The organism is uncultured Caballeronia sp., assembly GCF_964243625.1.
Taxonomy (GTDB): Bacteria; Pseudomonadota; Gammaproteobacteria; order Burkholderiales; family Burkholderiaceae; genus Caballeronia.
The window spans coordinates 1-5,863 of the sequence record NZ_CAXTGZ010000392.1 but is presented as its reverse complement, the minus strand read 5'-3'; the positions used below and the strand labels follow the sequence as shown (position 1 = coordinate 5,863).

The following is a 5,863-nucleotide window of genomic DNA, read 5'->3' as shown; positions in this document are numbered from 1 at the left end:
ATATGGGATAGGTATTTTCGAGAGCAGCGGTAGATCTACTGTATTGAGCGTTATACCCAGCCAGTGGTGTATGAATTTGGCCAGATCCGGACGCCGACGCTGCTGCTGATTGGCGACAAGGACACGACGGCGATCGGCAAGGATCTCGCACCTCCGGATATCCGGCCTACGCTCGGGCGATATCCCGAACTGGCGAAGCAGGCTGCGGCGGCGATTCCGGGCGCGAAGCTCGTCGAGTTTCCGGATTTCGGCCATGCGCCGCAAATGCAGGATCCGCAGGCGTTTCACAAGGCGTTGCTCGAAGGGCTTTCGGCGCGCAACTAGTTTCAATGCAATGCGCGGCGGTAAATGCCGGCCGCGCATTGGACACCGCCTCGAAAATCCACGTTCAAGAATCCGTGACCTAGCCTGTCGTGCACCAAACGGGGGCAGGGCGCGGATGACGCTTGGCATCGGCGAAATCCGGTCGCACCTGTTTGAAGCAGCGCCCCCGCATAACCCGCCAAAACAATGAGTAAAAACAAGTATTAAAAAAATGGCACGGCTGTTGCTTTATTGGGGATACTGAAACTACGAGAGCGTCGGACAAAAGGCGTGGCCAGGCGGCAGCATCTATACCGCCAATCCACCCACGAGCGGCATTCGCGCCGCGATCAAAAAAGGACGCACAGATGCAGATCTACGACGAAATGCGTCACGAAGAAACCGTGCGGGCGCACTACGCGCGGTTTTCCCGGTGGCTTTCCACGCAAAGCCCCGAAACCATCACGCGCAAACGCGCCGAAGCGGATCTGCTGTTCCGGCGCGTGGGCATCACGTTCGCCGTGAATGGCGACTTGTCCGGCACCGAGCGCCTGATTCCCTTTGACATGATTCCGCGCATCATCCCCGGGGATGAATGGCGCAAGCTCGAAGCGGGTCTCAGGCAGCGCGTGCGTGCGCTGAACATGTTCATCCGCGATATTTATCACGATCACGACATCGTCCGGGCGGGGAAGATCCCGGCTGAGCAGGTGTACACCAACGCGCAGTATCGGCCGGAGATGCAGGGCGTGGATGTGCCGCTCGATGTCTATGCGCACGTGGCCGGTGTCGACGTGGTCCGCGCCGGCGACGCGGGCGAGTTCTACGTGCTGGAAGACAATCTGCGCGTGCCGTCGGGCGTGTCGTACATGCTCGAAAACCGCAAGATGATGATGCGGCTCTTCCCGGAACTGTTTGTGCAGAACCGCATTGCGCCGGTGGCGCACTATCCGGATTTGCTGCTGGAGACACTGCGCTCAATCGCGCCAGCCGGTGTGGACGATCCCAACGTGGTCGTGCTGACGCCTGGCATGTACAACTCGGCGTATTTTGAGCATTCGTTCCTCGCGCAGCAAATGGGCGTGGAACTGGTCGAGGGCAAGGATCTTTTCGTCGATGAAAACTACGTCTTCATGCGCACGACCCAGGGGCCGAAGCGCGTCGATGTGATTTACCGGCGGCTCGACGACGACTTCATGGACCCGCTCGCGTTTCGCACGGACTCGGCGCTGGGCGTGCCGGGCTTGCTGACGTCGTATCGCGCGGGCCGTGTGGCGTTAGCGAATGCAATGGGCACAGGCATCGCCGACGACAAATCCATCTACCCGTTCGTGCCCGACATGATCGAGTTCTACCTCGGCGAGACGCCGATCCTGAACAACGTGCCGACGTTCCAGTGCCGCAAGCCTGACGATCTCGCGTACACGCTCGCGCATTTGCCGGAGCTCGTCGTGAAGGAGGTCCACGGCGCGGGCGGCTACGGCATGCTGGTCGGGCCGGCATCGACGAAAGCCGAGATCGAGTCCTTCCGTGAACGCCTGATCGCGCGGCCCGATGGGTACATCGCGCAGCCGACGCTTGCGTTATCCGCGTGTCCGACCTTCGTGGAATCGGGTATCGCGCCGAGACATATTGATTTGCGGCCGTTCGTGCTGTCCGGCAAGGAAGTGACGATGGCCGCCGGCGGCCTCACGCGCGTGGCGTTGAAGGAGGGTTCGCTGGTCGTGAATTCGTCGCAGGGCGGCGGCACGAAAGATACCTGGATGGTGGATTAATCACTCGAAGGGCTACGGCCTCGAGCGTGGCGCGGTTTCAGCGCTGCATAACAACGGAACGCCATCATGATGCTAAGCCGTACAGCCGATCACCTTTTCTGGATGGCCCGCTACATGGAGCGGGCAGAGAACACGGCACGCATGCTCGACATCAACCTGAAGGGCATGCTGCTGCCGCAGACGCCCGAACAGATCGCGCGTGCGCAGCGCTCAGTGTTACGTATTTCGGAGCTCGAATCATTTTTCGAGCAGCGTTTCCCGGGCTCGGATTCGCTCGAAGACATGCTGCATTTCATGGTTGCCGACTCGGGCAATCCGTCGAGCATCATTTCGTGTCTGCACGCGACTCGAGAAAACGCGCGCGCCGTACGCGGCACATTGACCACTGAAGCCTGGGAAACCATCAACTTCACCTGGCTCGAATTCGGCGAAAAGCTCGCCGCCGGCGAACTCGAAAACAGCCCGGATACGCTTTTCGAATGGGTCAAGTACCGCTCGAACTTGTGCCGCGGCGTGATGGTCGGCACGGCGCTTCACGACGACGCCTTCTGGTTCATCCAGCTCGGCATGTACCTGGAACGCGCGGACAACACGGCACGCATCCTGGACGTGCGTTTTGCCGATGCCGAGCCCAACTCCCGCGAAGCCGCCCGGCAACTGGAAGACTTCTATTACTGGACATCGATATTGAGTTCGGTGTCGGCGCTCGAAATCTACCGCAAGGTGTATCGCGATGTCGTGACGCCTTCGCGCGTGGTCGAGTTGCTGATCCTCAACGCGCAAATGCCGCGTTCGTTGCTGGCATCGCTCGATGGCGTTTGCGAGACGCTCGACAAGCTGCGCACGAACGGATCGAACGATTGCGAGCGCTTTGCCGGCAAGCTGCGCGCCGACGTGCTGTACACGGATATCCGCCAGATTCTCGAAACCGGTGTGCACGCCTATTTGACGCAATTCCTGAAACGGGTCGATGAGTTGGGTGTACGCGTGATGCGTACGTTCCTCATGTTGCCTCTCGCCTGAACGCATCCGTACTGGGAAAAATCATGCTTCTGACCATTCGGCATCACACAAGTTACCGTTACGCCGTGCCCGTGCAGTATTCCATTCAGCAACTGCGCATGACGCCGGCCAACGGCTCGGCGCAGATGGTGCGGCGCTGGCATATCGATACCGTCGGCAAGCTCGACGTCACTCGCGATGCGTATTCCAACACCCTGCATACGCTCGTGCTGACCAAACCGCATACCGAGATCAACCTGTCGGTGACGGGGCAGGTCGAGACCACCTTGCTGGACGGCGGCCGCCTCAACGACGGCCCCGGCCGGATTCCGCTGCAGCATTACACGTGTCACACGGCGTTGACCGAAGCCGATGCGTCGATCCGCGAGCTCGCGCATTCTGTATCGAAGATCGACTCGCCGGCGGCACTGATTGCGCTGGCTGAGAACATCGAAGGGAAAGTGCAGTTCAAGGCGGGCGTGACAGCCGTCACGAGCACGGCGGCTGAAGCGCTGAAACTCGGCAACGGCGTGTGTCAGGATCACGCGCATCTCATGCTCGCCTGCTGCCGCTCGCGTGGCGTGCCCGCGCGTTATGTGAGCGGTTACATCGATCCGGGCGATGTGCCGCATGCCGCAAGCCACGCGTGGGTGGATGTGTGGCTCGACGACGTGTGGGTATCGGTGGATGTGACGCACGCCGCGTTCGCGAGCGGCCGATACTGCCGGCTCGCCGTTGCGCGCGACTACGAAGCCGCGGCGCCGGTGCGCGGCTCGCGGGTGGGCGGCAAGGAAGAGCGCATGAGCGTGGATGTATCGGTGCAGGCAATGGCCGATCAGTAACCAGGCGGCACCTTTGCTTTTCGCTCAAGTGCACGCCGGATTTGCCGATATGTTAAAAGTAAATGAACGGTGAGTTTCGGCACACGTTTTTCAGCACCTTTCTGGCCCGGTTCGGCGAGAGCGCGCTTACAATACTGGTTTGCTTCTTTCAGGGATTCGACGGATGACTTATTGCGTGGCAATGCGCGTTGACGAAGGACTGGTTTTCCTGTCCGATACACGCACGAACGCCGGGGTCGACCACGTCAGCGCGGCCCGCAAGATGGCGGTCTTCGAACAACCCGGCGATCGCGTCCTGGTGCTGCTTGCGGCCGGCAACCTGGCCTTGACGCAAGCTGTCATGCAGTTGTTGTCCGAACCGGCTCCTGAAGACAAGCTCACGCTCTACAACGCGCCTTCCATGGCGGATGCGGCAAGGCTCGTTGGCGAAGCCGTTCGCGAGGTCCACAGGCGGGACGCGGCGACGCTCGCGGAATTCAGTGTCGACTTCAATTGCAGCTTCATTCTTGGCGGACAGATTCGCGGCGCGAACACGCGCCTGTTCATGATCTATTCGGCGGGCAATTTTGTCGAGGCGTCGCTGGTGAGCCCGTATTTCCAGATCGGCGAATCGAAATATGGGAAGCCGATCATCGATCGCGTGATCACGCCCTCCACGCCGCTCGATGAAGTCGCCAAGTGCGCGCTGGTGTCGATGGATTCCACGTTGCGATCCAATCTGTCGGTGGGCTTGCCGCTCGATCTGCTGGTCTACGAGAAAGACTCGCTGCAGGTGACGCGTTTTTCCACGCTCGATCACGACAACCAGTATTTCCAGATGATCCATCGCACGTGGGGCGAACGCCTGCGGCAGATCTTCGGCGAGATTCCGAATCCCACATGGGCCGATCCGGCAAATGTGCCGCTGCGGGCGCGCGAGACGGTATCGAGCGTGCCGCGCGTGGTGCACGGCGATGCGTTGACGCAGCCGGATACGTCGGCGCCGCCGTTCCAGACGCTGATGCAGCCGGATACCGGACGATCTCAGCAGTAGGTTTTCCGCCGGATGCCGTAAAAGAAAAGCCCGCTGTCGAAAGACAGCGGGCTTTTTGCTCGATGGTCGTCACGTCTTGACGGTTGCACATAAAAAAACAGCCATCGACCTGGGGCCAATGGCTGTTTCTGGAATCGAAGCCGAAACCGGCTTCAGATCCAGCTTTAGAACTTGTGACGGATACCGACGATCACGAGTTCCTGGTTGCTCGTACCAGCGTAGCCGTACGAACCGATCGAAGCTTGCGCAGCCTGATCGACGCGAACCGTCTGGCCTGCTGCATTCGTCGTGTACGTAGCTTGCGTACCGCTTGCGTGCTGGTAAGCCGCTACAGCGTAGAAGTCCGTACGCTTCGAAACCGAGTAGTCCGCACCCAGCGAAGCCTGGTGGTACTTGGCCGACGTATCGCCGCTTGCCTTCTCGTACGTGTAGCCTGCGCCCAACAGCAGAGCCGGCGTAGCCTGGAAGTTCACGAACGCGTTGCCGATGTTGTACTTCTGCGTCGACGAGTATGCCGAATTGCCGTCCGGTGCGTACTGCGCATTGCTGTACGACGCGCCGACCGTTACCGGGCCGATTGCGTACTGGGCAGCAGCGCGAGCGATACCGATCGAGTGAGCGGTCGTGTAGCCGTTGTTGATCGGGCCATCGAACAGCGAATCCGACGACGGGCTGTTCCATGCCGGTCCGCGGCCAGCGCTCGGGTTGCTCGAGTAGAAGTAACCAGCAGCCAGGCCCAACGGGCCGTTGTTGTATGCAACTGCGCCCGACCACGTCTGGCCTTGGCCAGTCGTGCCAGCGAGATTGCTGAAGCCGTACAAACCTTCAACTTGCAGGCCGGCCCAGTTCGGCGACACGTACTTGACAGCGTTCGACGTACGCAAGCTGTTGTCGTAGTTGTCTACGTC

At 60.4% G+C, this 5,863-nt stretch carries 5 protein-coding genes and 1 pseudogene; 5 read left to right on the top strand and 1 reads right to left on the bottom strand.

Annotated features, from left to right (window positions below; genetic code table 11):
• Positions 1-51: 51 nt before the first annotated feature.
• The 5 genes and pseudogenes from ACFFAR_RS22660 to ACFFAR_RS22640 all read left to right on the top strand — a co-directional run.
• Positions 52-324: pseudogene (locus tag ACFFAR_RS22660) on the top strand (alpha/beta fold hydrolase); the annotation flags it as partial.
• A 347-nt stretch (positions 325-671) separates the two neighbouring features.
• On the top strand, positions 672-2,078 hold the full coding sequence (locus ACFFAR_RS22655) for a circularly permuted type 2 ATP-grasp protein (RefSeq protein WP_062002541.1): 1,407 nt from the start codon (positions 672-674) through the stop codon (positions 2,076-2,078).
• Between the two features lie 69 nt (positions 2,079-2,147).
• Complete coding sequence (locus ACFFAR_RS22650; protein WP_062003617.1) at positions 2,148-3,101, top strand: alpha-E domain-containing protein; 954 nt, start codon at positions 2,148-2,150, stop codon at positions 3,099-3,101.
• 23 nt (positions 3,102-3,124) lie between these two features.
• Entirely contained in the window at positions 3,125-3,922 is a 798-nt protein-coding gene (locus tag ACFFAR_RS22645) for a transglutaminase family protein (RefSeq protein WP_062002542.1), read from the top strand.
• A gap of 163 nt (positions 3,923-4,085) precedes the next feature.
• Positions 4,086-4,955, top strand: a complete 870-nt coding sequence (locus ACFFAR_RS22640) for a proteasome-type protease (protein ID WP_075358928.1) — start codon at positions 4,086-4,088, stop codon at positions 4,953-4,955.
• A gap of 164 nt (positions 4,956-5,119) precedes the next feature.
• Here the strand turns inward: ACFFAR_RS22640 and ACFFAR_RS22635 are convergent.
• Positions 5,120-5,863: porin (locus tag ACFFAR_RS22635; RefSeq protein ID WP_174362831.1), on the bottom strand; the 744-nt coding region annotated here is incomplete at its 5' end.